We start from the raw sequence: 23291 nt of genomic DNA on the forward strand, positions 1-23291 counted from the left end.
CGGTGAGGCGGACCGGAGACCCGGCGGGGGACGGACCGCCCTGGGTGTCGGAGCGGGGCGTAGGACGCCCCCCGGCCGCGAGGTCATCCAGTGCAACGGTCGCGACGGCCGAGGGAATCCCGACAGGTTCGGCCAACTGTGAGCCTATCGTCCGCGTCCAGGTGAGGCGCTACCCGACACCGTTCGTCACCGTCCGGCGAAGCGACTGTCCAGGCGCGGCCCGGCCGAGGATGCGGTGCGTGCCCCGCGGACGACGGGTGGGCCCGCGGGAGTGCCGGTGGCGGGGCCGAACGTGTGCGAAGTCTCGGAGCCCGCGTCGGGTGGGACGCCGGCCTCCTGGGCCGCGTCCGGCTACCTTCCGTTCCGGTACACCCCGTCGGCGTCCAGGACGGCGGGGTTGGCGCAGTGGGCGAGCGGCCGGCCGTCCAGGAGGCGGCCGACCTCGTCCGCGACCATGCCGGCCGCCGTGTGCGCGACCTGGCGGCTCGCCCCGGCCACGTGCGGCGTGAGCACGACGTTCGGGGCCCTGAGCAGCCCGGAGCCCGGCGGTACGGGCTCCTCGGGGTAGACGTCGAAGGCGGCCGCGTGCAGGTGACCCGACTCCAGGGCGCGGCGGACGGCCCCGTAGTCGACCAGCCCCCCGCGCGCGCAGTTGACCAGGACGGCGCCGGGCCGCATCGCGGCGATCTCGTCCGCCCCGATGAGGCCCTCGGTCTCCGCGGTCAGGCGGGCGTGCAGTGAGACGATCCGCGCCTGGGCCAGCAGGTCGCCGAGGCTCACCCTGGCGGCCGACTCCGGCAGGGCGTCCTCGGCGACGTAGGGGTCGTACACCAGGACGCGGGCCCCGAGCGCGGACAGCGCCGCGGCGACCCGGCGGCCGATGGCTCCGTAGCCGACGAGCCCGACGGCGGCCCCCTCGATCCCCACGCCGCAGTTGTCGTAGTCGTAGAAGTCGCCGCGCCAGCGCCCGGCCCGCAGGTCGGCGTGCAGATCGGGGATGCGCCGGGCGGCGGCGAGGATGAGGCCGAGGGTGTGCTCGGCCGTGGCCGCGGCGTTGCGCCCGGGCGCGAAGCAGACGGCGACGCCGTGCCGGGTCGCCGCGTCGAGGTTGGCGTTGACCGGTCCGCCGCGGCCGACGCAGAACAGTTCGAGGTCGGGGCAGGCGGCCAGGACGCGCTCGGTGAGCGGCGCCATCTGCGTGACGCACACGCGCGCGCCGCGCAGGGCCGTGACGAGTTCCTCCTCGGTGCCCGACGCCTCCTGGACCTCGGCGACGGGGCCGAAGGGCACATGCGGCCACGGCAGCTCCAGCTCGCGCACCTCGACGTCGGCGCCCACCCGGGCGCGGACGGCGTCGGACAGGAGTCCGGGCAGTACGAAGCGGTCGCCTGCCGCGAGGACGGTGGTGGTCATGGGGTGTTCCTCGGGTCTCTTCGTCGGATTCGGAGTCGGGGCTGGCGCGGGGGCGCGGGCGCGGGCGCGGGCCTACGCTTCGCGCCGTTCGGACGGGCGCGCGGCGGCGGCCCCGGGCGGGACGTTGTAGTCGATCAGCGCCGTACGGCCCCCGGTCACGCTCAGGGTGGTCAGTGCGGTGTTGCGCACGGTCGGGAGGAGGCGGCGGTACTCGCGCAGCGGGACGCCGAGCACATGGCACAGGACCAGCCGGATGAGCGTGCTGTGCGCGATGACCAGGACGCGTCCCTCCGGATAGCGGTCGACGATGTCGTCGAAGCAGCTCAGAGCGCGCTTGACGGCCAGGCGCGGGTCCTCTCCGCCGGGCAGGTGGTGGGCCACCGGGTCGGCGGTGAACGCGGCCCGGCGTTCGGGGAAGAGCCGTTCCATCTCGGCGGCGGTCCGTCCCTCCGCCTCGCCGAAGTCGAGTTCCCGGAGCCGCTCGTCGGCGTGCGGTGGCGCGCCGATGGCCCGGGCGCTGAGCAGGGCGGTCTCGCGGGCGCGGGAGAGGGTCGAGCACCACACCGCGTCCAGCCCCGCGCCGTCGGCCCAGGACGCCAGCGCCTCGGCCTGGGCGTGGCCGCGCGCGGTCAGCGCGACGTCGCTGGAGCCCGCGTAGCGGTTGTCCGCGTGCCAGGTCGTCTCGCCGTGCCGGGCCAGGACAAGGTCGGTCACTGTGTACTCCGTTCTCGCGGGTCGGATTGGTCGTGTCGGGGAGTCGCCCACGTCGTGGGACGCACCGTTGCCCGCCCCCTCACCGGGCGCGCGCCGCGGCGTGCGCGGCGACGCCGGGGTCCAGCCAGCCGCGGCCGCGGAGTTCGTCGACGAGGCGCAGGTACCCCTCGCGCAGGCGGTCGGTCTCGCGGCGGTCGTCGCGCGGGTCGATGGTCGCCCGCACCCGCACCATCTCGGCGGCGACCCGCCGCGGGTCGCGCTCCCGGGAGGCGGCGAGCACGGCCATGCCCAGCGCGGGCTCGGCGTTGGCGGGCACGACGGCCGGGCGGCCCAGGATGTCGGCGCGCAGCTGGCACCAGTAGCGGCTGCGCACGGCGCCGCCGGTGAGGCTCAGGGGACCGTCGGTGGGGGCGCCGAGGAGGTCGAGGTAGTCGTAGCAGAGCCGTTCGACGTAGCCGACCCCCTGGAGCAGGGCCGCGTAGTGGTCGGTCTCGTCGGCGGGCGCGCCGAGCAGGAAGCCCTCGGCGCCGGGCGCGTGGAACGGGAACCGCTCCCCGCGCGAGACCAGCGGGTAGGCCACGGTGGACGTGGCCCCCCGCTCGGCGGCGCGCGCGGACAACGCGTCCAGGTCGCGGCCGGGCAGTGCGTGGGTGAGCGCCCCGGCGCCGGTGCTCGACGCGCCGCCGGGCAGCCAGTCCCCGGTCGGGGAGCGGTGCGAGTAGACCACGCCGCCGGGGTCGCGCAGCGGGTGCGGGCTCACGCCCTTGAGCACCAGGGTGGTGCCCAGCACGGAGTTCCACGCTCCGGGCGCCAGGGCCCCTGCCCCCAGCTGCGCCGCGCAGCCGTCGGTCATACCGGCGACGACCGGGACCCCGCGCGGCAGGCCGGTGCGTGCGGACGCGGCGGCGCACACCTCGCCCAGCACGGCGCCGGGCCGTACGACCTCGGGGAGCAGCGACGCGGGGACGCCGAGTCCGGCCATCACCTCCTCGGGCCAGCGCTCCTCGACGAGGTGGTAGCCGGTCTTGAGCGCGTGGCTGGCGTCGGTGGCGGTGCGGTGCCCGGTGAGCCGCCAGGTGACGAGGTCGGGCTGGTGCAGCACCACGGCGGCTCCCGACCGCGCGCGGTGGTCGTGGTCGAGCAGCCACAGGAGCCTGGGCAGCCCCCACGTGGCGCGCATCCGCTGATAGCCCAGCTCCGCCCAGACGCGCGCGCCGACCTCGTCGGCCCGGGCGGCCTGGGCGTCGGCACGCCCGTCGTCGTACATCAGCCCGGGGGTGAGCGGCGTGCCGTGGGCGTCGGCGAGCAGCAGGGTGCCCGAGGTGGCGTCCACGGCCACACCCGAGACGCGGGCGGCGGGAACGTCGCGCAGCGCGCGGCGGCAGGCGTCGGCGACGGCGGTCCACCACCGTTCGGGGTCCTGCTCGTGGCGGTCGCCGTCGCGGTGGCTGCGGAGGGGTTCGCGGGCCCCGCCGAGAACGGCTCCGCGGGCGTCGACCGCCAGCGCCCGGACGCTCTGGGTGCCGAGGTCGACGCCGACCCACACGGATCGGGAGTCAGTCACGCCGGTGCCCCCTTCCCGGGGTCCGAGGTCATCAGCGCCCACCCCGGGCGGGTGAGTTCGCGCAGGGCCAGGAACCGCTCGTAGGTGTGGGCGTAGAGCCCGGCCAGGCGGGGGTCGGGTTCGCGGACCGGGCGCAGGTGGACGTGGTCCGCGGCGGCCGTGGCGAGGTCGGGGGAGCGGCCCGTGGCGACCAGGCCGCTGAGGAAGGCGCCCTTCGCGCCGGCCTCGGTGTCGGTGGAGCGGACGACGGGCACGCCGGTGACGTCGGCGATGAGCGCGCACCACCGGTCGCTGTTGGCTCCGCCGCCGCTGAGCCGCAGTTCGGTGACGGGGACTCCGGAGGCGGCCAGGCAGTCCTTGAGGACGAGGGTGAGCCCCTCGAACACCGAGCGAGCCATCCGGGCGCGGTCGTGCTCCAGGGACAGTCCCCACCAGGTGCCGCGCGCGTGGGGGTCGAGGAAGGGCGCCCGCTCCCCCGCGGGGGACAGGTAGGGGAGGAAGAGGGGGCCGCCGGGCTCCGGGGCGGCGGCCAGCGCGAGGTCGCCCAGGCTCGCCGGGCCGTCCGTGCCGAGGAGGGAGGACGCCCAGCCGAGGATCTCGGTTCCGGCGAGGGTGGGGAAGGCGCGCAGCAGGTGGCCGGAGGAGTCGAGCGCGATCGTCAGCCCGCTCGGCTCGCCGGCGGTGTCGGGCGCGGTGGTGACCACCTCGGTGCACAGGGTGGTGCCGAGGATGCTGCACGCCTGGCCGTCGGCGACGGCGCCGACGCCCAGGGCGGTGGACGCGATGTCGTAGGGGGCCATGACGACCGGCAGGCCCTGGGGCAGGCCGAGTTCCGCCGCGGCGGCCGGGGTGAGCGTTCCGGTGCGGCGGTCGTCGCCGCGCACCTCGGGCAGGAGGCCGGCCGCCCATTCCAGGCCGAACAGGTCGAGGCAGGCGGGGTCGTAGCCGCGGGTGCGCAGATCGAGGAAGGGCGCCGAGGCGTCGGACTCGTCCACCGAGACGGCGCCGGTGAGCCGGTGGAACACCCAGCCGCCGCAGGTGAGCACGGCCGCGGTGCGCCGCAGGCGGTCGGGGTCGTTGCGGGACAGCCAGGCGAGCAGCGCGTTGGGCAGTCCGGCGAAGGTGAGCGACCCGTTGCGGCGGAAGGCCGCGTCGAGGACGCCGTCGGCGCGCCACTGCTCGACGATCGCCGCCGCGCGCCCGTCCGACCACAGGATCGCCGGTCCGGTCGGCGCCCCCGTGCCGTCCACGGGCCAGCAGCCGTCGCCCTGGGCGGTGACGGCCAGGAAGTCGACGGGTTCGCCCGTCCGCTCGCCGACCTCGCGGACGGCCGCGGCGACCGAGCGCCAGACGGCGTCCATGTCCTGCTCGGCCCAACCGGGCCGGGGGCGGCGCACCTCCGTGGCGCGGCGGGCGACGGCGACCTCGTGGCCGTGGTCGTCGAAGACGACGGCCTTGATCATCGAGGTGCCGACATCGACGGTGGTGACCGCCATCTGTGTCCTCCAGTCGGTGGTGGGGCCGCCGCCCCCCGGCGGGGGCGGCGGCGGATGCGCGTCGTGCGGATCGGCCGGGTACCGGCTCCTATCCCTGTTCCTTCCCGGTGGGGGAGGAGGGCGACGGTCGCGGCTCGACGGTCCGTTGGTGGACGGCCCCGTCCGCGCTCCTCCCGTCGGGGAGCCTGAGGAAGGCCGTCATCAGCGCGCTCGCCAGGTGGAGGAGGGCGAAGATCCACATCACCCCGACCACGCCGAGCGGGCCGAGGAACACGGCGACGACGGCGGGCCCCGCGACGACGCTGACGCCGGCGCCGAGGTTGAGCGCGGCCATCGCCTGGCCCTTGTGCTCGGGGGCCAGCGACGGCATCAGCGCGGACAGCGGCACGTATCCGGCCAGGGTGGCGCCGTAGAACGCGGCGACCAGGAGGGCGAGCGCGTACTGGGGTCCGGCCGCGGCGGGCACGTAGTAGAGGGCCAGGACGCTGACCGCCGAGCCGACGCCGCCGCACCAGGCCACGGTGCGGCGCCACCCCAGGCGGTCGCCGACGACGCCGAACAGGAGGTTGAAGCCGATGTTCGTGGCGAACATGACGGTGAGCAGCCGCAGCCACTGCTCCAGGGACAGGCCCACGGTCTCGGTGAAGAAGACCGGAAGGAAGACCAGGAACCCGAACTGCGAGGCGGTGTTGATGGCGCGGACGGCGGAGCCGACACCGATCCGCGGGCGTCGCCAGAGGATGGTGAGGCTGCCGAGCAGCGTGATGATCGGGCGCTCGCCCTCGGGGGCCAGCCGCCGCGCGCCGGTGGGTTCGCGGACCAGCACAAGCGCGATCAGCCCGCCGACGGCGATGAGCCCGAGCGCGACCCACAGCGTGGAGTAGGCGCCGATCCACGGCACCAGACCGCTGGCGACCAGCGACCCCAGGGTCGGCAGCCCGCCGGTGAAGGCGAACCAGAACCAGCCCACGGCGGTTCCCAACCGCCCGCGCGGGGTGACCGCGGTGACCCACACCAGGAACCCGAAGGCGAACAGCGGGTAGCCGAATCCGCGCAGGCCGTAGGTGAGCAGGATGAGGCGGTAGTCGACCGTGGTCAGGGCCAGGGTGAGGAACAGGATGTGGCAGACGACCCAGACGGACAGGCCGGTCCACATCACCCGGCGGGGTCCCCAGAGGTCGGAGAGCGCGCCGGAGAACCACGCCGCGATGCTCGCGGTGGCCCCGTAGACGCTGAAGACGAGGGCCACGCGCTGCGCGGGGATGCCCTGGTCGAGCAGGTAGGGCGAGAGGTATCCGGCCTCGATACCGTCGCCGATCATGAAGATGAGAACACCGATGAAGCCCCATGCCAGCGGTCGGGGGATGCCGATCCGCTCGGTCCAGTGCCGGGGTGCGGATCCCGTCACCGACCGCGGGTCGTGTTGGGTGCTGGACATGTCACCCTCTCTCGTCGTGGACGGCCCTCGGGGGCCGACCGGTGGACCTGGTGCGGTACCGCGTGTGAGGTCCATGAAAGTGACGCGTGTTATGGGACACAAGGCTTGACCACACACTCATCACACGCTCGTCGCGCCTGGTTGTGACGGCGCTGGATGATCGCCCTTGTCACACGGGGATTTCCGCGGGTTTCATCGGTGTTAGATACTGTGAGATCTCACATGGGTCAGCGGTCCGCATCGCTGGGGTCTCGCGAGGACACAAGGAGGCGCGATGTCGCGCAGCGCATCGACCGGCGGTGACACCGCGGCGCCGGGCGCCGGGCGGCACGCGCGGCAGCTCGGCATCCGCGAGCGGGTCGCCGACGCGGGGTTCGTGCGCGTGGAGGCGCTCGCCGAGGAGTTCGACGTCAGTCCGATGACCATCCACCGCGACCTCGACGCGCTCCAGTCGCAGGGATGGCTGCGCAAGGTCCGCGGCGGCGCGACCGCCCAGACCTCGGCCGTGTTCCACGGCGACCTGGAACAGCGCAGGGCCGCGATGCAGGAGGTGAAGGACCGGCTGAGCGCCGCCGCTCTCGCACTCGTCTCGCCCGGGCAGTCGGTGATGCTGGACGAGAGCACCACCGCCCTGCACGTGGCCAAGCGGCTGCCGCGACGGGCTCCGCTGACCGTCATCACCAACTTCCTGTCGGCGCTCAAGGCGCTGGCCGGGGTGCCGGGCATCGACGTCGTGGCGCTCGGCGGGGCCTACTACCCCGCCTACGACGCCTTCCTCGGCCTGCACACCGCCGACGCGGTGCGCTCCTTCCGGGCCGACGTGCTGTTCATGTCGACGACCGCCATCACCCACGGCACCTGCTACCACCAGTCCCAGGAGACAGTGCACGTCAAGCGCGCGCTCATGGACGCGGCGGCGCGGCGCGTCCTGCTGGTCGACCACACCAAGTTCACCCGGGAGGGCCTCTACGCCCTGGCTCCGCTGACCGGGTTCGACCTCGTCATCGTCGACGACGGCGTCCCCCGGGACGAACTGCGCCGGATCCGGGACCGGGGCGTGGACGTCCAGGTGGTGCCGTGCTGACGGAGGCCGGAACCGGGCGGCGACCGGGAGGCCCCGCGGTGCGCGGCGGATGAGCCGCGGGCCGCGTCCGGCCGGGGCCGGGCGGCGCGTGGCACGCTGGCAGCGCGCACGGGCGTGTGCGACGCTGCTGTACACCCGGCGGGACCCCGCCGCCCCGCACGCCCTGGACCTGGGGATATCCGTTGTCAGGGGGCTCGTCCCCGGGGCGCGCGAGGAAGTACTACAGTATGTCGTTGACGGGGTTTCCGCCGATCCAGACGCTTTGTCGGCCCGATCGACCCCGCATGGCGAGCAGTGTCGAGACCCTTAGACTTGTCGAGGTATCCGCGTGTCCGAAACCGAGCCGGTGCCCCACCCGGGGACGCCAGCGAGCCGACCGGGGGCGCGGTGCTGATGGCCCTCGCCGACCGTTCCCCGCACACCGGCGCCGCCGACACCGCCGCCCCCCGGGCCCCCCGCAAGGCCTCGTTCGGCGATCACGTGCGCGCCTACGTCGCCCTCTCCAAGCCCCGCGTCATCGAGCTGCTGCTCATCACCACGATCCCCGTGATGTTCGTCGCGGCCGGGGGCGTCCCGCCGCTGTGGACCGCGGTGGCCACGCTGCTGTTCGGCACGATGTCGGCGGCCAGCGCGAACGCGATGAACTGCTACATCGACCGCGACATCGACCGTGAGATGCGCCGCACCCGCCAGCGTCCGGGGGCGATGGACGTGGTCACGCCGCGCGGCGCGCTGACCTACGGGCTCGTGCTCGCCGCCGGTTCCACCGCGGGCTTCGCCGTCCTGGTCAACTGGCTCTCCGCCGCGCTGTCGGTCTTCGCGATCCTCTTCTACATCTTCGTCTACACGATGCTGCTCAAGCGGCGCACCGCCCAGAACGTCGTGTGGGGCGGCATCGCCGGGTGCATGCCGGTCCTCATCGGCTGGGCCGCCGTCACGGGCGGGCTGTCGTGGGCGCCGTTCGTGCTCTTCCTGGTGGTGTTCTTCTGGACGCCTCCGCACACCTGGGCGCTGGCCATGCGCTACCGCGAGGACTACGCGGCGGCCAAGGTGCCGATGCTGCCGGTGGTGGCCTCCGACCGCCGGGTGCTCCTGGAGTGCGTGCTCTACAGCTGGGCCACCGTGGTCGTGTCGCTGATCTTCTGGCCGGTGGCGGGCACCACCTGGTTCTACGGCGCGGTCGCGGTCGTGCTGGGCGCGCTGCTGGTGGGCCAGGCGCACCGCCTGCTCAGCCGCTCGATGGCGGGCGTGACCGGCGCCAAGCTCAGGACGATGGGCTTCTTCCACCTGTCCAACGCCTACCTGGCGCTGCTGTTCGTGGCGGTGACCGTGGACCCGCTGCTCGCGAACGTCCTGGGCTGACCGCCCCCGCACCGCTCCGGTGGCGGCGTCCCGCACGGGACGCCGCCAGCCGCGTGTCCGGCGCGCCGCGGTCGGTCAGCCTCCGGCGGGCAGGCTCCTGAGCCCGCGCGACCAGGACAGGACGGCGGCCCACGCCACCAGACCGGTCAGGACCAGTGCCACGGGCACGTGCGCCTGGAGCGGCCCGTAGCTGCCCATCGCCGCCTGGCCGAAGCCCAGGGCGAAGGCCACCAGGCTCACCGCCAGCACCGTCCTGGGAGCCTCCGGCCCCCGTCCCGCGCCCCGCCACACCCACCAGGCGGCCGCGGCCTGGGCCGCGGCGGCCACGTGCACGCCGAAGGCCCCGTAGTAGTGCAGGGGCAGCGCGTCCTCGTTGAAGGTCACGAGCTGTCCGGCGGTGGCGCCCTCCCACAGGACGACGGTCAGGTGGAGGAGGGCTGCGACCCGCAGTGCCCACAGGGCCGTGGCGGGAGAGGAGACGGTGTCCATGGGGGACCTTCCGGTACGACGACGGGAATCTGGCTCGATAGTGCCGCATTCGGCGACACGGCGGTAGACGTGCGCGGACACCGGTGGGCGGCGGCGCGGCCCGCCCCCGGATCCCGATACGATCGGTGCCCATGCCCCGACTCGACAGCAAGGCCATCCTCCAGGGCCGACGCTCCCGCTACTCGGCGACGCTCATCGTCGGCACCACGGTCAGCCTGGTGTGCCTCCTCGGCATGCTCGTCTACCTGTGGCTGCTGGCTGTGGCGGGCGGAGCGGCCGCCGGCATCGACGGCGCCGTCGGCTTCGTCGTCAGCCTGGTCGCCGCCGTCATCCCCGTGTCCGTGCTGGTGCCGCTGATCCTCATGCTCGACCGGTTCGAACCCGAACCCGGATGGGTGCTGTTCTTCGCCTTCGTCTGGGGCGCCGGCGTGGCCGTGGTGGTGTCCCTGCTGCTCAACACCTGGGGCATGAACAACCTCACCGTCCCGCTGTACGGCGCGGACCTGGGGGACTACGTCGCCACCTCGGTGGTGGCGCCCGTGGTCGAGGAGAGCGCCAAGGGCGCCGTCCTGCTGATCATCCTGTGGCGCCGCCGCCACGAGATCGACACCTTCACCGACGGCGTCATCTACGGCGCGATGGTCGCCACCGGCTTCGCCTTCACCGAGAACGTCCTCTACTTCCTCAGCGCGTTCTTCGACGACACCCTGGTCGCCACCTTCGCGATCCGGGGACTGATCGCGCCCTTCGGCCACCCCATCTACACGGCGATGATCGGGGTGGGGGTCGCCTACGCGGCCATGAACACGGGCGTGACGCGCCTGTTCGCGCCCGTGGCCGGATGGGGTCTGGCGGTCGTGCTGCACGGCATGTGGAACGCCTCGACCCGCTTCGGGTGGCTCGGGCTCGCCGCGGCCTACTTCGTGCTGTTCGTGGTGCTGATGTGCCTGCTGGGAACGGCTGTCCGGGACCGCCACGCCCAGATCAGGGCCATCGCCCAGTACCTGCCGCGGTACATCCCCACCGGGCTGGTGACGCGGGCCGACGTCACCATGCTCAGCTCCATGGCCGGACGCCGCCGGGCCCGGGAGTGGGCCGCGAGCAACGCGGGCCGCCGCGGCCGTAGCGCGATGAAGGAGTACCAGCTGGCCGCGACGGAGCTGGCGCTGCTGCACAAGAAACTCGACGCCGGAGTGCCGCGTGAGGACTGGAAGGTCCGCCGGGACTCGTTCCTGGCGCTCATGCACGTGGCACGGGACACCTTCCTGGGGCGGATGCCGCAGCCGGTGGCGCCCGGTTGGGCCGAGCGCCCGACCGACTCGGGCTTCCTACGCCGGTCGGACTTCGCCCACGTCATCGCCCAGGCGCGGGCTCAGCAGGACTACGTTCCCCGCCACGGACAGCGTCCGGGTCACTGAGCTCCCCGCCCTCCGGGACGAGCCGCGTGGTGGCGAAGTACAGGCGGCAGATCGCGATCCACGTCAGCGTCGAGCCGAGCACGTGCAGCACCACCAGTCCCTCGGGCAGGGCGAGCACGTACTGCGTGTAGCCCAGGATCCCCTGGAGGACCACCACCGCGACCAGGGCCAGCGCGCTGACCCGCACCGGGCGGCGCGCCCCGCCGCGCACGGCGACCACCGCGGCCAGGACCGCCGTCGCCAGGGTCAGCCAGGCCAGGGCGGAGTGCACACGGGTGACGGCGCTCAGGGCCAGGTCCCAGCGCGGGGCCTCGGCGTCGCCGCCGTGCGGCCCGGTCCCGGTGACCACGGTCCCGGCGACCAGCAGCAGGAACCCGATCACGAGCAGGCCGACGCTCAGCGCGTGCAGCATCGGGCCGACCGAGACCCGGGGCGTGCCCTCGGGCTCCTGGCAGCGCACGTACAGCGCCACGGCCAGGAGGGTCACCACCATCGACAGCAGGAAGTGCGTGGCGACCGAGGCCGGGTGCAGGTCGGTCCACACGGTGATGCCGCCGACCACGCCCTGGCCGAGCACACCGAAGGGGATGATCACGGCCAGCCGTGTCAGGTCGCGGCGCCGGGGCCGTGAGCGCAGGACGGCCAGGAGGGTGATGAACCCGACCGCGAGCACGAGGAACGTGAGCGTGCGGTTGCCGAACTCGATCGCGGCGTTGAGCGCCGCGTGCTCGGTGTCGACGGGCACGAAGCTCTCGGGGGTGCAGCGCGGCCACTCCGAGCAGCCGAGCCCGGAGGACGTGACGCGCACGGTGGCTCCGGTGACGGCGATTCCGGCGTTGACCACGACGTTGCCCAGCGCCCACGCGCGCAGCGACCGCGGGGTCGGCGTCCAGATGGTGCGGGCGAGGAGGACGAGCACCAGGACCCCGGTGACGGCGACGGCGATCTGCCAGGCCCACAGCGGGGCGCCGAGGATCTCGATGGTCTCCGTCGCGAGCGGGGGGAGCGGGTGCGGGGCCGTGGTCGCGGCGTCCGGGAGCGCAAACATACGACAGACTGTAGTACACGGCTCCGGCTCCCGCCGCCCGCCCCCGCCCACCGCCGCGACCTGCGCGGACGCCCCTGGCCGCGGGCGTCCGAGCCGTCGGCGTCCGTCGGCGGGGCCGCGCCCCCCGGGGACGTCGTGGGAGGGGGATCACCCGTCCCGGCGCGGAGGCGCGGAGGCGGGCTCGGCCTCCCGCTCGCCCTCGACGCGTCGGGCCGCGGTGCGCGTCGCTCCGGCACTGGCCGCGATGACGCAGGCGACCGCGATCCACTGCCACACGGTGAGCTGCTCGCCCAGCAGCACCAGCCCCACCAGTGCGGCGGCGGCCGGCTGCAGGCTCATGAGGACGCCGAACACCCGCGGGGGCATCCGGCGCAGGGCCGTGAGCTCCAGCGAGTAGGGCACCACGGACGAGAGCACGCCCACGGTCAGGCCGAACAGCAGAAGCCGCCAGTCGAGCAGCGCGGCGCCGCCCTGGACGACGCCCACGGGGGCCAGGAGCACCACGCCGACCACGCTCGCGACCGCCAGCCCCGAGGCCCCCTCGAAGCGCTGCCCCGTCGCGGCGCTCAGCAGGATGTACCCCGCCCACGCCGTCGCGGCCAGCACCGCGAACCCGATGCCCCACGGGTCCATGGAGCCCGACTCCAGGCCCAGCGCGACCACGCCCAGCCCGGCCAGTGCGGCCCACAGCAGGTCGACGCGCCGGCGCGAGCCCAGGATCGCGATGGACAGCGGTCCCAGGTACTCGACGGTGACCGCGATCCCCAACGGGATGCGCGCGAAGGCCTGGTAGATGAAGAGGTTCATCAGCGCCAGCGACACCCCGTAGCCGAGGACGACCGCCCAGTCGCCCCTGCCGCGTCCGCGCAGGACCGGGCGCGCCACCACGACCAGCAGCGCCGCCGAGGTGAGCAGCCGGAGCCAGACCACGGCGGCCGGGGGCAGCGCCTCGAACAGGTTCTTGGCCACCCCGGCGCCGATCTGCACGGAGGAGATGCCGACCAGGACCAGCCAGACCGGAGGCACGGAGTCCAGGGCCGCGCGTGACGCGGAGCGGTCGCGACCTGACGAGAAGCTCATGGCGGATCATCCTACGTTTTGGGGGCCCGCTCCGCGACGGCGGGAGTCCCGGAGCCGTCCTCCCCGGAACCGTCGTCCCCGGAGCGGCGCGGACCGACCAGGGCGGCCAGGACCAGGAGCCACGCCACGACCACCAGGCCCGGCTGGAGGAGGGTCATGACCAGACCGAACACCGTCCGCTCGGCCTGGGCGGCCAGCGCCTGCGCGCCGATCCACGCGTACGGCAGCGCCGCGGCGGCCAGGTTGGCGAGCAGGCCCGCCCACACCAGTCCGCTCCGGGCCGGACGCCGCCGCACCAGCACCGCCCCGCCCACCGCGAGCAGGAACAGGGGCGGTCCGAGATGGCGCACGGCGATGAACCAGGGAACTCCGATGACCTCCATGGCGGCCGACCCTACCGGGCGAGCACCGTCCCGACCGGTCAACATGCGCGAATCAGCGCATGTGGTGTGAAATAGACCGGGGTCGTCGCGGAAACGGCCCGTACCCCGCCGCCTTGGAGCACCCACTCATGCCCTCTCGAACCGACCCCGCCCCCGAGACTGAGAGCCTCGTCCCCCGCTGGCCGATCGTCGTCGGTGCGATCGCGCTGGTGATGGTCGTGGCCATCGCCGGGTACGCCGGCGGTCTCCTCTTCCCGGGTGCGGCGGAGCGGGACGAACCCGCGTTGGCGGTCGAGGCGGGCATCCTCGCCGAACCGGCGGGCGCGCCCGAACAGGAGCCCTCGGAGGAGCCGACCGAGGAGCCCTCGGAGGAGCCCGCCCACCCCGCGGGCCTGGACCCCGCGGTGACCTACGTGCTCCAGAACGGCAACGGCGGCCGTGTCCTGGACGTCGTCCAGGCCGCCACCGCCAACGGATCGCCCGTGCACCTGTGGGACCGCCACGACGGCGTCAACCAGCAGTGGCGCTTCGTCCCCGTCGAGGGCGGGTTCTACGAGATCGAGGCCGTGGGCGCCGGCAAGCTCCTGGAGATCCCCACCGCCGCCGACGCGGGACCGGGCGCCGCTCTGCTCACCCGCACCGGGCAGCCCAACCAGCAGTGGTCCCTCGTCGAGGTCGGCCCCGGTGTGGTCCGCATCGTCAACCGCGCGACCGGCCAGGCCCTGGAGGGCCGGGGCGGCGCGCCCGACAACGGCACTCCGGTCACGCAGGCCGCCGACGCGGGCCAGGCCCACCAGCAGTGGCGGTTGCTCCCGCTGTCCTGAGCGGTCGGACACCCCAGGGGGTTACCGTTCGGGCGCCGGCAGGGTTCTGCACGACGAGGCAAGCCGCGTAGCGAGGAACGAGCGATAGGCGTAGCCGAGGAGGAAGAATCCCTGCCTTCGGGGCGCCCGAACACGGTCCGAAGCGAAGCGGAGGACCAAGACGAACACTGCTACTCCCAGCGGAACAGGCGGCTCGCCAGCAGCCCGGCCACGGCGGTCCACACGGCCAGGACCGCGAAGGGGGCCGCGCCGGGCAGCGACCCGTCGACCAGCACCGCCCGCAGCCCCGAGGTGAGCGCGGTGATCGGCAGCGCCGCCACCGTCTGCTCGACCGGTCCGGGGAAGCTGCTGGTCGGGAAGAGCACCCCGCCCAGCCCCAGCATGAGCACGTACACCAGGTTGGCCCCGGCCAGCGTGGCCTCGGCGCGCAGGGTCCCCGCCATCAGCAGCGCGAGCGAGCTGAACGCGGCCGTGGCCAGCAGCAGGAGGGCCAGCGCGGCCACGGCGCCGACCGGGGCGAGCGAGGGCGACCAGCCCAGCAGCAGGGCCGCGGAGGACAGCACCGCGATCTGGATCGCCTGGACGCCGAGCACGGCCAGGGTCTTGGCGGCCAGCAGTCCGAACCGCGGGAGCGGGGTCGCGCCCAGGCGCTTGAGCACCCCGTAGCGCCGCTCGAAGCCCGTTCCGATGGCCAGGCCGGTGAACGAGGTCGACATGACCGCCAGCGCCAGCACGCCGGGCGTCAGGGCGTCCACGCGGGAGCCCCCGCCCACGTCCAGGACGGAGGTGAGGCTGAACCCCACCAGCAGCAGGACCGGGATGACCATGGTCAGCAGGAACTGCTCGCCGTGCCGCAGCATGATCCGCAGCTCCATCCCCGCCTGCGCGGTGACCATCCGCCAGGCCGGGGCGGCCTGCGGATCGGGGCGGAACAGGTCGGCGTCGCCGTCGGCGGTGCGGCCGACGGGAACGGCCGTGGGAGTGCTGGAGGTGTGCTCGGTCATCAGTCGCGCAGTTCCCGGCCGGTGAGTTCGAGGAAGACGTCTTCGAGGGTACGCCGCCGCACGCGCAGGTCCTCGGCGAGGATGCCGGCCGAGGCGCACCAGGCGGTCACCGTGGCCAGGAACTCCGGGCCCAGGGCGTCGGGGTCGTCGGTGGTGACCACGTACTCCCGGCCGCCGCCGACGGCGGTCGCGGACCCGACCCGGCCGCCCTCGGGCAGGGCGGCCCGCAGGGCCTCGGTGTCCAGGGGCGCGGCGGCCGAGAAGCGCACCTCGCGGCGGTCGCCGGTCAGCTCGCGGGGGCTCCCCTCCGCGACCACGGAGCCGCGGTCGACGACGATCACGTGGTCGGCGAGCCGCTCGGCCTCGTCCATGTGGTGGGTGGTGAGGATCACCGCGACCCCGGCGGCGCGCAGGGCGGCCACCAGATCCCAGGTGGCCATCCGCGCCTGCGGGTCCAGCCCGGCGGTCGGCTCGTCGAGGAAGACCAGTTCGGGGCGGCCGACCACGGCGCAGGCCAGGGACAGGCGCTGCTGCTGGCCGCCGGACAGGCGGCGGAACGGGGTCGCGGCGGCGGAGGTCAGGCCGAGGCGCTCCAGCAGGAGGCCGGGGTCGATCGGACGGGCGTGGAAGGAGGCCATCAGGCGCAGCCACTCGCCCGCGCGGGCGCCGGTGGGCACGCCGCCGGACTGGGGCATCACCCCGACGCGGGGCTTGAGCGCGGCGGCGTCGGCGACCGGGTCCAGGCCCAGCACGCGCACCCGCCCGCCGTCGGCACGGCGGAACCCCTCGCAGATCTCGATGGTGCTCGTCTTGCCCGCGCCGTTGGGGCCGAGCAGCGCGGTGACCGCGCCCCTGCGCGCGGTGAACGTGAGGTCGGCGACTGCGGTGGTGGCGCCGTAGCGCTTGACCAGGTCGACGACCTCGACCGCGGCTGTGTCCATGGGCCCTGAGTCTACGTGCGGCCCGGTGGGGCGGGGCACCGGCCCGGGAGCGGGGTTCGGGGCGGGTGCCGGGAGGGCTCGGGCAGGGGTGTCCACATGGCGGCGCGGCGTCCCGGAATGTGGGACAACGGACTGTTCTTCGGCCGGTCGGCGTTGTGACCGGCCGATGGCCCCTGGATGAATGCGCAGTTAGGCAAGGCTGACCTTCGTGACGAAGCGCATGAATGCGGGTTTGCCTACGCGGACTTATTTAGGCCACACTGATGTTGTCAAAAACACGAGCGGCGTCCGGAGAAGGGAGGGGAGCGCTGTGCCCGACGCGACCAGTGTGCCCCGCCCGATGTCCGGCCCCGACCGCGGGGCCGAGAACGGCACCCGTGCCCGGGTCGCGCGGCTCATTCTCGAACAGGGTCCGATCACCGCCTCCTCCCTGGGGGAACGGCTCGGGCTCACCCCGGCGGCCATCCGCCGCCACCTCGACAACCTGACCAGCGAGGGCATGGTCGAGGCCCGCGACGCACGACCCGTCGGCGGACGCCGGCGCAGGGGTCGCCCGGCGCGTGTCTTCGCCATCACCGAGGCCGGGCGGGACGCCTTCGTCCACGCCTACGACGACCTCGCCTCCAGCGCGCTCCGCTTCCTCGCGGAGACCGCCGGCCCCGAGGCCGTCGGCGAGTTCGCCCAGCGTCAGGTCGCCGACCTGGAGAGGCGCTACAGGCCACTGCTGGACGCGGTTCCTCCCGAACAGCGCGTCCGGCTCCTGGCCGAGGCACTGTCCAACGACGGTTACGCCGCCACCGCGGGCCGGGCGCCCGCACCCGGGGGCGGCGACCAACTGTGCCAGCACCACTGCCCCGTCGCCCACGTCGCCGCCGAGTTCCCGCAGCTCTGCGAGGCCGAGATCGAGGCCTTCTCGCGGCTTCTGGGCACCCCGGTGCGCCGGCTGGCCACCATCGCCCACGGCGACGGTGTCTGCACCACGCACGTCACCCCTCGGGGGGACGGGGCGAGCGGGGGAGACGGCACCCCCGCGACCAACGCCGCCCGCCAGGGGGCGGGCGGCTCGGAACACCACAAGGACGTCTGAGTCCAGGAGGAGTCCGCGCATGACGTCTATCGCGCACCCCGAGCTCGAAGGGCTCGGCAACTACGAGTACGGCTGGGCCGACTCCGACGAGGCCGGGTCGAAGGCCCGTCGCGGTCTCAACGAAGAGGTCGTTCGCGACATCTCCGACAAGAAGGACGAGCCGGAGTGGATGACCAAGCTCCGCCTCAAGTCTTTGCGGCTCTTCGACAAGAAGCCCATGCCCAACTGGGGCGCGGACCTGTCCGGGATCGACTTCGACAAGATCAAGTACTTCGTGCGGTCCACGGAGAAGCAGGCGACCTCCTGGGAGGAGCTGCCCGAGGACATCAAGAACACCTACGACAAGCTGGGCATCCCCGAGGCCGAGAAGCAGCGCCTCGTCGCCGGTGTCGCCGCGCAGTACGAGTCCGAGGTCGTCTACCACCAGATCCGTGAGGACCTGGAGGAGCAGGGTGTCATCTTCCTGGACACCGACACCGCTCTCAAGGAGCACCCGGAGATCTTCGAGGAGTACTTCGGCTCGGTGATCCCGCCCGGCGACAACAAGTTCGCCGCGCTGAACACCGCCGTGTGGAGCGGCGGGTCCTTCATCTACGTTCCCAAGAACGTGCACGTGGAGATCCCGCTCCAGGCCTACTTCCGGATCAACACCGAGAACATGGGCCAGTTCGAGCGGACGCTGATCATCGTCGACGAGGGCGCCTACGTCCACTACGTCGAGGGCTGCACCGCACCGATCTACAAGTCGGACTCGCTGCACTCCGCGGTCGTCGAGATCATCGTCAAGAAGAACGCGCGCTGCCGGTACACGACCATCCAGAACTGGTCGAACAACGTCTTCAACCTGGTCACCAAGCGCGCCATCGCCGAAGAGGGCGCCACCATGGAGTGGATCGACGGCAACATCGGCTCCCAGGTCACCATGAAGTACCCGGCCGTCTACCTCATGGGCGAGCACGCCAAGGGCGAGACCCTGTCGATCGCGTTCGCGGGCGAGGGCCAGCACCAGGACACCGGCTCCAAGATGGTGCACTGCGCGCCCAACACCTCCTCCACCATCATCTCCAAGTCGGTGGCACGCGGCGGGGGCCGCGCCTCCTACCGGGGTCTGGTGCAGGTGCAGGAGGGCGCCGACCACGCCAAGTCCTCGGTCAAGTGCGACGCGCTGCTGATCGACACGATCAGCCGCTCGGACACCTACCCCTACAACGACCTGCGCGAGGACGACGCAGAGCTCGCGCATGAGGCGACCGTCTCCAAGGTCAGCGAGGACCAGCTGTTCTACCTCATGAGCCGGGGGATGGACGAGGACGAGGCCATGGCCATGATCGTGCGCGGGTTCGTCGAGCCCATCGCGCGCGAGCTGCCCATGGAGTACGCGCTGGAACTGAACCGGCTGATCGAGCTTCAGATGGAAGGAGCGGTTGGTTAAGTTGACCAGCCCGAGCATCGAACCCAAGGCCCACAGTCACGGTCTCGGGGACATCCCGTTCTCCAAGTTGGCCACCCACGGGTCCTTCGACGTGAACGACTTCCCCGTCCCGACCGGTCGTGAGGAGGAGTGGCGGTTCACCCCGATCCGCCGGCTCAGGGGCCTGCACGACGGCAGTGCCGTGGCCGACGGAGCCGACAAGCTCGACATCGACGCCCCCGAGGGCGTCACGGTGGAGCGCGTCGGCCGCGACGACTCCCGGATCGGCACGGCCGGCCGCCCCGCGGACCGCGTGGTCGCCCAGGCCCACTCCTCCTTCGAAGAGGCCACGGTCGTCACCGTCGCCCAGGGCAAGGCCCTGGACCGGCACGTGGCCATCGAGCGCCAGGCGCAGGGCGGGACGCGCTTCGACCAGTACGTCATCGACGTCAAGCCGCTGGCCGAGGCGGTCGTCGTCCTCAACCAGACCGGCGGCGGCGTGCGCGCGGGCAGTGTGGACGTCCACGTCGGCGAGGGCGCCCGGCTCACGCTGGTCAGCGTGCAGGACTGGGACGGCGACGCCGTCGACGTCACCCAGCACAACGCCCAGGTCGCCAAGGACGCCACGTTCAAGTCGATCGTCATCACGCTGGGCGGCGACCTGGTCCGGCTCTCCCCGAAGGTGGCCTACACCGGGCGCGGCGGCAACGCCGAGCTGCACGGCCTGTACTTCACCGGGGACGGCCAGCACCACGAGCACCGCTCGCTGATCGACCACAACCTCTCGCACACCCGCTCCCGCGTGGAGTACAAGGGCGCGCTGAGCGGCAAGGACGCGCACGGTGTCTGGATCGGTGACGTGATCATCGGCGAGGGCACCACCGGCACGGACTCCTACGAGCACAACCGCAACCTCCAGCTCACCGACGACACCCGCGTGGACTCGGTGCCGAACCTGGAGATCTTCACCGGTGAGGTGGAGGGCGCCGGCCACGCCGCCGCCAGCGGTCGCCTCGACGACATCCACCTGTTCTACCTGCGTTCGCGCGGCATCCCGGAGGACGAGGCGCGCCGCCTGGTCATCCGCGGCTACTTCCTGGAGCTCATCAACCGGATCCCGGTCGAGGACCTGCGCGACGAGATCATGGCCAAGGTCGAGCGGAAGCTGGCCGCCCATGAGTGAGACCAAGCAGTGGGTGAAGGTCGCCGAGCTCGCCGAGATCCCCGAGGAGGGGGCTCTGGGGGTCGAGATCGACGACCGGACCCCGGTCGCCCTGGTCCGCTCCGAGGGCGTGGTCTACGCCGTGCGGGACGTGTGCTCGCACGCCGAGGTCCGCCTGTCGGAGGGCGAGGTCGAGGACGGCACCATCGAGTGCTGGCTGCACGGCTCCTGCTTCGACCTGAGCTCGGGGGCGCCGATCAACCCGCCCGCCACCCAGCCGGTCCCCACCTACGACGTGAAGATCGACGGCGACGACGTGCTCGTGTCGCTGGATGAGAAGAATTCCTGAGGCCTGATATGACGAAGTTCGAGATCCGCGGTCTGCGCGCCGACGTCCTGATCGGAGAGGACGAGCGGCAGGAGATCCTCAAGGGCGTCGACCTGACCATCAACTCCGGTGAGACCCACGCCATCATGGGCCCCAACGGCTCCGGCAAGTCCACCCTCGCCTACGCGATCGCCGGCCACCCGCGCTACGAGATCACCGAGGGCGAGGTCCTGGTCGACGGCGAGAACATCCTGGAGATGAGCGTCGACGAGCGCGCCCGCGCCGGTGTGTTCCTGGCCATGCAGTACCCGGTCGAGGTCCCGGGCGTGTCCATGTCCAACTTCCTGCGCAGCTCCGTGACCGCGGTGCGGGGCGAGGCCCCCAAGCTCCGCCAGTTCTCCAAGGAGCTCCAGGGCGCGATGAAGGACCTGTCCATCGACCCGGCGTTCGCCGCCCGCGGCGTCAACGAGGGCTTCTCCGGCGGTGAGAAGAAGCGCCACGAGATCCTCCAGCTGGAGCTGCTCAAGCCCAAGGTCGCCATCCTCGACGAGACCGACTCCGGCCTCGACGTCGACGCGCTCAAGGTCGTGTCCGAGGGCGTCAACCGCGCCAAGGCCGGCGGCGAGATGGGCGTCATGCTCATCACGCACTACACCCGCATCCTCAACTACGTGAAGCCGGACTTCGTCCACGTCTTCGCCAACGGCCGCGTCGCCGAGTCCGGCGGCCCGGAGCTGGCCGACGCGCTGGAGGCCGACGGCTACGAGCGGTTCGTGAAGGCGGGCGCGTAACCGTGACCCTCCGCGAGTTCGGTCGGCCCGGGACGGGCCCGCTCGACACCCAGGCGATCCGGAAGGACTTCGAGATCCTCTCCCGGACCGTCCGTGACGGGCGCCCTCTGGTGTACCTCGACTCAGGGGCGACCTCCCAGAAACCGAGACGGGTACTGGACGCCGAACGCGAGTTCTACGAGCGCCACAACGCGGCCGTGCACCGCGGCGCCCACCAGCTCGCGGAGGAGGCGACCGACGCCTACGAGGCCGCCCGGGAGACCATCGCCCGGTTCGTCGGGGCGGCCCCCGGCGAGGTGGTGTTCACCAAGAACGCCACCGAGGCGATCAACCTCGTCGCCTACGCGATGAGCAACGCGGCCACGGCCGACGACGGGCTCCGCCGCTTCCAGGTGGGGCCCGGGGACGAGATCGTCGTCACCGAGATGGAGCACCACGCCAACCTGGTGCCCTGGCAGCAGCTGTGCCAGCGCACCGGCGCGACGCTGCGGTGGTTCCCGGTCACCGAGGAGGGGCGCCTCGACCTGTCCGACCTGGACGGCCTGGTCAACGAGCGCACCCGCATGGTGGCCTTCGCCCACCAGTCCAACGTGCTGGGGACGGTCAACCCGGTGGCGCCCATCGTCGCCCGCGCCCGCGAGGTCGGCGCGCTGGTGCTGCTGGACGCCTGCCAGTCGGTCCCGCACATGCCGGTGGACGTCGCCGAGCTGGGCGTGGACTTCCTGGCCTTCTCCGGGCACAAGATGCTCGGTCCCAACGGGATCGGCGTCCTGTGGGCCCGGCGGGAGCTGCTGGAGGCCATGCCGCCGTTCATCACCGGCGGGTCCATGATCGGCGTCGTGCACATGGAGTACTCCACGTGGGCCGAGCCGCCGCAGCGGTTCGAGGCCGGGGTGCCCATGGCGCCGCAGGCGGTCGCCCTGGCCGCGGCCTGCGACTACCTCACCGAGGTGGGCATGGACCGGGTGGCCGAGCACGAGCACCGGCTCACGGCGTACGCGCTGGAGCGCGTGGGCGCCGTCGAGGGGGTGCGGATCGTCGGTCCCGCCGAGGCCGTGGACCGCGGGAGCGCGGTGTCGTTCGTCGTGGACGGCATCCACCCCCACGACCTGGGCCAGGTCCTGGACGACCGGGGAGTGGAGGTGCGGGTGGGCCACCACTGCGCCTGGCCGCTGCACCGCAAGCTCGGCATCCCCGCGACCACACGCGCGTCGTTCTACCTCTACAACACCCTGGAGGACGTGGACGCGCTCGTGTCGGCGATCCAGGACGCGCAGCGGTTCTTCGGAACCCGGCCCTGAAGCGAGCGAGGAACAGCCTGACCATGCAGCTGGACGCGATGTACCAGGAGATCATCCTGGACCACTACCGCAACCCCCACCACAAGGGGCTGCGGGACCCGCACAACGCGGAGTCGCACCACATCAACCCCACCTGCGGGGACGAGGTGACGCTCCGGGTGGCGCTGACCCCCGCGGACGGGTCGGCCCTCGACGAGAAGGCGATCGTCAGCGACGTCTCCTACGAGGGGATGGGCTGCTCGATCAGCCAGGCCAGCACCTCGGTGCTCACCGACCTGCTGATCGGGCGCACGGTCGCCGAGGGCATGGCGACCCTGGACGCCTTCACCGAGCTGATGCAGTCCAGGGGCCGGGGCGAGCCCGACGAGGACGTGCTGGAGGACGCGGTGGCGTTCGCCGGCGTGTCGAAGTACCCGGCACGGGTCAAGTGTGCCCTGCTGGGGTGGATGGCCTGGAAGGACGCTGTGTCGAAGTCCCTGGAGAAGGAAGGCGCCCGATGAGCGAGAACGAGACGGCGAAGGCCGGGGCCGCCGAGGGCTCCGAGGCCGCCGCGCCCCTGTCCCCCGAGGCGGAGCAGCTGGTCGAGGAGATCGGCGAAGCGCTCAAGGACGTGATCGACCCCGAGCTGGGCGTCAACGTCGTGGACCTGGGGCTGCTGTACGGGGTGAGCGCCGACGACGACGTCATCACCCTGGACATGACCCTGACCAGCGCGGCGTGCCCGCTGACCGACGTGATCGAGGACCAGGCCACCAGCGCCCTGGACGAGTTCGAGCGCGAGGTGAGGATCAACTGGGTCTGGATGCCGCCGTGGGGTCCGGACAAGATCACCGACGACGGGCGGGACCAGCTCCGCATGCTGGGCTTCAACGTCTGACGTTCCGTAGGAGACACCGCGCCGCAGGCGTCCGTCGGGGGAGGGCCGCCCCTCCCGCGAGGCGGACCTCGGCCGG

The 23291-nt window shown here is 72.8% G+C and carries 23 protein-coding genes; 12 read left to right on the forward strand and 11 right to left on the reverse strand.

What is annotated here, in order from left to right; all coding sequences use genetic code 11:
* Positions 1-351 precede the first annotated feature (351 nt).
* From ACIBFB_RS23320 to ACIBFB_RS23340, 5 genes are all read right to left on the reverse strand, one after another.
* Positions 352-1413, reverse strand: a complete 1062-nt coding sequence (locus ACIBFB_RS23320; RefSeq protein WP_397233504.1) for a 2-hydroxyacid dehydrogenase — start codon at positions 1411-1413, stop codon at positions 352-354.
* A gap of 72 nt (positions 1414-1485) precedes the next feature.
* Positions 1486-2127 (reverse strand): histidine phosphatase family protein, encoded by a 642-nt coding sequence (locus tag ACIBFB_RS23325; RefSeq protein ID WP_397233506.1) that lies wholly within the window; start codon positions 2125-2127, stop codon positions 1486-1488.
* A 79-nt stretch (positions 2128-2206) separates the two neighbouring features.
* Positions 2207-3691 carry an FGGY-family carbohydrate kinase gene (locus tag ACIBFB_RS23330; protein WP_397233508.1) on the reverse strand — a complete coding sequence of 495 codons (1485 nt, stop codon included), beginning with the start codon at positions 3689-3691 and terminating at the stop codon, positions 2207-2209.
* On the reverse strand, positions 3688-5187 hold the full coding sequence (locus ACIBFB_RS23335; RefSeq protein ID WP_397233510.1) for an FGGY family carbohydrate kinase: 1500 nt from the start codon (positions 5185-5187) through the stop codon (positions 3688-3690). Before ACIBFB_RS23335 ends, ACIBFB_RS23330 begins: the two co-directional genes overlap by 4 nt.
* 88 nt (positions 5188-5275) lie before the next feature.
* Positions 5276-6625, reverse strand: a complete 1350-nt coding sequence (locus ACIBFB_RS23340) for an MFS transporter (protein WP_397233512.1) — start codon at positions 6623-6625, stop codon at positions 5276-5278.
* Positions 6626-6899: 274 nt separating this feature from the next.
* On the opposite strand from ACIBFB_RS23340, the gene ACIBFB_RS23345 reads away from it, so the two are divergent.
* Both ACIBFB_RS23345 and ACIBFB_RS23350 read left to right on the forward strand, forming a co-directional pair.
* Positions 6900-7709, forward strand: a complete 810-nt coding sequence (locus ACIBFB_RS23345; protein ID WP_397233514.1) for a DeoR/GlpR family DNA-binding transcription regulator — start codon at positions 6900-6902, stop codon at positions 7707-7709.
* Positions 7710-8102: 393 nt separating this feature from the next.
* Positions 8103-9071 carry a heme o synthase gene (locus ACIBFB_RS23350; RefSeq protein WP_397233516.1) on the forward strand — a complete coding sequence of 323 codons (969 nt, stop codon included), beginning with the start codon at positions 8103-8105 and terminating at the stop codon, positions 9069-9071.
* Positions 9072-9146: 75 nt separating this feature from the next.
* On the opposite strand, the gene ACIBFB_RS23355 is transcribed toward ACIBFB_RS23350, so the two are convergent.
* Positions 9147-9560, reverse strand: coding sequence for a hypothetical protein (locus tag ACIBFB_RS23355; RefSeq protein ID WP_397233518.1), 414 nt, complete (start codon positions 9558-9560; stop codon positions 9147-9149).
* A 131-nt stretch (positions 9561-9691) separates the two neighbouring features.
* Between ACIBFB_RS23355 and ACIBFB_RS23360 the strand changes: the two genes are divergently transcribed.
* Positions 9692-10978: a PrsW family intramembrane metalloprotease gene (locus ACIBFB_RS23360; RefSeq protein ID WP_397233520.1), complete on the forward strand. Its 1287-nt coding sequence runs from the start codon at positions 9692-9694 to the stop codon at positions 10976-10978.
* On the opposite strand, the gene ACIBFB_RS23365 is transcribed toward ACIBFB_RS23360, so the two are convergent.
* The 3 genes from ACIBFB_RS23365 to ACIBFB_RS23375 form a co-directional block, all read right to left on the reverse strand.
* A complete protein-coding gene (locus ACIBFB_RS23365; RefSeq protein ID WP_397233522.1) occupies positions 10914-12026 on the reverse strand; it encodes a heme A synthase in 1113 nt (370 codons plus the stop codon). The genes ACIBFB_RS23360 and ACIBFB_RS23365 overlap by 65 nt on opposite strands.
* Before the next feature lie 147 nt (positions 12027-12173).
* Positions 12174-13106 carry an EamA family transporter gene (locus ACIBFB_RS23370; RefSeq protein WP_397233524.1) on the reverse strand — a complete coding sequence of 311 codons (933 nt, stop codon included), beginning with the start codon at positions 13104-13106 and terminating at the stop codon, positions 12174-12176.
* An 11-nt stretch (positions 13107-13117) separates the two neighbouring features.
* Complete coding sequence (locus tag ACIBFB_RS23375) at positions 13118-13489, reverse strand: hypothetical protein (RefSeq protein WP_397233526.1); 372 nt, start codon at positions 13487-13489, stop codon at positions 13118-13120.
* A 128-nt stretch (positions 13490-13617) separates the two neighbouring features.
* Between ACIBFB_RS23375 and ACIBFB_RS23380 the strand changes: the two genes are divergently transcribed.
* Positions 13618-14313 (forward strand): RICIN domain-containing protein, encoded by a 696-nt coding sequence (locus ACIBFB_RS23380; RefSeq protein ID WP_397233528.1) that lies wholly within the window; start codon positions 13618-13620, stop codon positions 14311-14313.
* A 170-nt stretch (positions 14314-14483) separates the two neighbouring features.
* Here the strand turns inward: ACIBFB_RS23380 and ACIBFB_RS23385 are convergent, their stop codons facing one another.
* Together ACIBFB_RS23385 and ACIBFB_RS23390 are read right to left on the reverse strand one after the other, a co-directional pair.
* On the reverse strand, positions 14484-15317 hold the full coding sequence (locus tag ACIBFB_RS23385; protein WP_397233530.1) for an ABC transporter permease: 834 nt from the start codon (positions 15315-15317) through the stop codon (positions 14484-14486).
* On the reverse strand, positions 15317-16258 hold the full coding sequence (locus ACIBFB_RS23390; protein ID WP_397233532.1) for an ABC transporter ATP-binding protein: 942 nt from the start codon (positions 16256-16258) through the stop codon (positions 15317-15319). Before ACIBFB_RS23390 ends, ACIBFB_RS23385 begins: the two co-directional genes overlap by 1 nt.
* 310 nt (positions 16259-16568) lie before the next feature.
* Here ACIBFB_RS23390 and ACIBFB_RS23395 point away from each other — a divergent pair, with 310 nt between their 5' ends.
* Genes ACIBFB_RS23395 through ACIBFB_RS23430 form a run of 8 tightly spaced genes read left to right on the forward strand, consistent with a single transcriptional unit; the run spans position 16569 to position 23215 of the window.
* The gene (locus ACIBFB_RS23395; RefSeq protein WP_397233535.1) at positions 16569-17345 is read left to right on the forward strand and encodes a helix-turn-helix transcriptional regulator; all 777 of its coding nucleotides are present in this window, start codon (positions 16569-16571) and stop codon (positions 17343-17345) included.
* Between the two features lie 19 nt (positions 17346-17364).
* A complete protein-coding gene (gene sufB / locus ACIBFB_RS23400) occupies positions 17365-18777 on the forward strand; it encodes a Fe-S cluster assembly protein SufB (RefSeq protein WP_397233537.1) in 1413 nt (470 codons plus the stop codon).
* A 1-nt stretch (position 18778) separates the two neighbouring features.
* Entirely contained in the window at positions 18779-19939 is a 1161-nt protein-coding gene (gene sufD, locus ACIBFB_RS23405) for a Fe-S cluster assembly protein SufD (RefSeq protein ID WP_397233539.1), read from the forward strand.
* On the forward strand, positions 19932-20267 hold the full coding sequence (locus ACIBFB_RS23410; protein ID WP_397233541.1) for a non-heme iron oxygenase ferredoxin subunit: 336 nt from the start codon (positions 19932-19934) through the stop codon (positions 20265-20267). The genes sufD and ACIBFB_RS23410 overlap by 8 nt, the downstream gene beginning before the upstream one ends.
* 8 nt (positions 20268-20275) lie before the next feature.
* Complete coding sequence (sufC, locus tag ACIBFB_RS23415) at positions 20276-21037, forward strand: Fe-S cluster assembly ATPase SufC (RefSeq protein ID WP_397233543.1); 762 nt, start codon at positions 20276-20278, stop codon at positions 21035-21037.
* 2 nt (positions 21038-21039) lie between these two features.
* Positions 21040-22338 carry a cysteine desulfurase gene (locus ACIBFB_RS23420; protein ID WP_397233545.1) on the forward strand — a complete coding sequence of 433 codons (1299 nt, stop codon included), beginning with the start codon at positions 21040-21042 and terminating at the stop codon, positions 22336-22338.
* Between the two features lie 23 nt (positions 22339-22361).
* Positions 22362-22838: a Fe-S cluster assembly sulfur transfer protein SufU gene (sufU, locus tag ACIBFB_RS23425; protein ID WP_397233547.1), complete on the forward strand. Its 477-nt coding sequence runs from the start codon at positions 22362-22364 to the stop codon at positions 22836-22838.
* Complete coding sequence (locus ACIBFB_RS23430) at positions 22835-23215, forward strand: metal-sulfur cluster assembly factor (RefSeq protein ID WP_397233549.1); 381 nt, start codon at positions 22835-22837, stop codon at positions 23213-23215. Before sufU ends, ACIBFB_RS23430 begins: the two co-directional genes overlap by 4 nt.
* The last annotated feature ends 76 nt before the right edge of the window (positions 23216-23291 follow it).

Origin of the sequence: Nocardiopsis sp. NPDC050513, assembly GCF_044457925.1 — a bacterium.
Lineage (GTDB): Bacteria > Actinomycetota > Actinomycetes > Streptosporangiales > Streptosporangiaceae > Nocardiopsis.

What these genes read in the sequence shown, in the direction of transcription:
- ACIBFB_RS23320 (WP_397233504.1), bottom strand. Translation starts at nt 1,413, where the DNA reads ATGACCACCACCGTCCTCGCGGCAGGCGACCGCTTCGTACTGCCCGGA.
- ACIBFB_RS23335 (WP_397233510.1), bottom strand. Translation starts at nt 5,187, where the DNA reads ATGGCGGTCACCACCGTCGATGTCGGCACCTCGATGATCAAGGCCGTC.
- ACIBFB_RS23340 (WP_397233512.1), bottom strand. Translation starts at nt 6,625, where the DNA reads ATGTCCAGCACCCAACACGACCCGCGGTCGGTGACGGGATCCGCACCC.
- ACIBFB_RS23345 (WP_397233514.1), top strand. Translation starts at nt 6,900, where the DNA reads ATGTCGCGCAGCGCATCGACCGGCGGTGACACCGCGGCGCCGGGCGCC.
- ACIBFB_RS23350 (WP_397233516.1), top strand. Translation starts at nt 8,103, where the DNA reads ATGGCCCTCGCCGACCGTTCCCCGCACACCGGCGCCGCCGACACCGCC.
- ACIBFB_RS23355 (WP_397233518.1), bottom strand. Translation starts at nt 9,560, where the DNA reads ATGGACACCGTCTCCTCTCCCGCCACGGCCCTGTGGGCACTGCGGGTC.
- ACIBFB_RS23360 (WP_397233520.1), top strand. Translation starts at nt 9,692, where the DNA reads ATGCCCCGACTCGACAGCAAGGCCATCCTCCAGGGCCGACGCTCCCGC.
- ACIBFB_RS23365 (WP_397233522.1), bottom strand. Translation starts at nt 12,026, where the DNA reads ATGTTTGCGCTCCCGGACGCCGCGACCACGGCCCCGCACCCGCTCCCC.
- ACIBFB_RS23370 (WP_397233524.1), bottom strand. Translation starts at nt 13,106, where the DNA reads ATGAGCTTCTCGTCAGGTCGCGACCGCTCCGCGTCACGCGCGGCCCTG.
- ACIBFB_RS23375 (WP_397233526.1), bottom strand. Translation starts at nt 13,489, where the DNA reads ATGGAGGTCATCGGAGTTCCCTGGTTCATCGCCGTGCGCCATCTCGGA.
- ACIBFB_RS23380 (WP_397233528.1), top strand. Translation starts at nt 13,618, where the DNA reads ATGCCCTCTCGAACCGACCCCGCCCCCGAGACTGAGAGCCTCGTCCCC.
- ACIBFB_RS23385 (WP_397233530.1), bottom strand. Translation starts at nt 15,317, where the DNA reads ATGACCGAGCACACCTCCAGCACTCCCACGGCCGTTCCCGTCGGCCGC.
- ACIBFB_RS23390 (WP_397233532.1), bottom strand. Translation starts at nt 16,258, where the DNA reads ATGGACACAGCCGCGGTCGAGGTCGTCGACCTGGTCAAGCGCTACGGC.
- sufB (WP_397233537.1), top strand. Translation starts at nt 17,365, where the DNA reads ATGACGTCTATCGCGCACCCCGAGCTCGAAGGGCTCGGCAACTACGAG.
- ACIBFB_RS23410 (WP_397233541.1), top strand. Translation starts at nt 19,932, where the DNA reads ATGAGTGAGACCAAGCAGTGGGTGAAGGTCGCCGAGCTCGCCGAGATC.
- sufC (WP_397233543.1), top strand. Translation starts at nt 20,276, where the DNA reads ATGACGAAGTTCGAGATCCGCGGTCTGCGCGCCGACGTCCTGATCGGA.
- sufU (WP_397233547.1), top strand. Translation starts at nt 22,362, where the DNA reads ATGCAGCTGGACGCGATGTACCAGGAGATCATCCTGGACCACTACCGC.
- ACIBFB_RS23430 (WP_397233549.1), top strand. Translation starts at nt 22,835, where the DNA reads ATGAGCGAGAACGAGACGGCGAAGGCCGGGGCCGCCGAGGGCTCCGAG.